Origin of the sequence: Streptomyces sp. 4F14 (genome assembly GCF_048159485.1) — a bacterium.
In the GTDB taxonomy this organism is placed as follows: domain Bacteria; phylum Actinomycetota; class Actinomycetes; order Streptomycetales; family Streptomycetaceae; genus Streptomyces.
In genome coordinates this window covers 1-366 of the sequence record NZ_JBLRVY010000243.1, presented here as the reverse complement: position 1 = coordinate 366, position 366 = coordinate 1, and the positions used below count along the sequence as shown (strand labels likewise).

Genomic DNA, 366 nt, shown 5'->3' with positions numbered 1-366 from the left:
GTTGAGGGAGACGGGGTGGGCGCAGCCGGCGTTGTTCGCGTTCGAGGTGGCGGTGTTCCGGTTGTTCGCGTCGTGGGGTGTGGTTCCGGATGTGGTGGTGGGGCATTCGGTGGGGGAGTTGGCGGCGGCGTATGTGGCGGGTGTGTGGTCGTTGTCGGATGCGTGTCGGGTGGTGGCGGCGCGGGCGGGGTTGATGCAGGCGTTGCCTGCTGAGGGGGTCATGCTGGCGGTGGAGGCGAGCGAGGCGGAGATCGTCTCGGCGGCGGGTGAGGTCGCGGGGTGGGGTGTACGGGCTGGTGTCGCGGCGGTGAATGCGGCCCGTTCGGTGGTGTTGTCGGGTGATGCGGGTGTGGTGGGTGCGATGGG

1 protein-coding gene is annotated in these 366 nt (G+C 69.9%); it reads left to right on the top strand.

All coding sequences use genetic code 11. The features are described from left to right. Positions 1-366 (top strand): acyltransferase domain-containing protein (locus ACLZOT_RS50530; protein ID WP_416976061.1); only part of this gene is annotated, 366 nt, incomplete at both ends.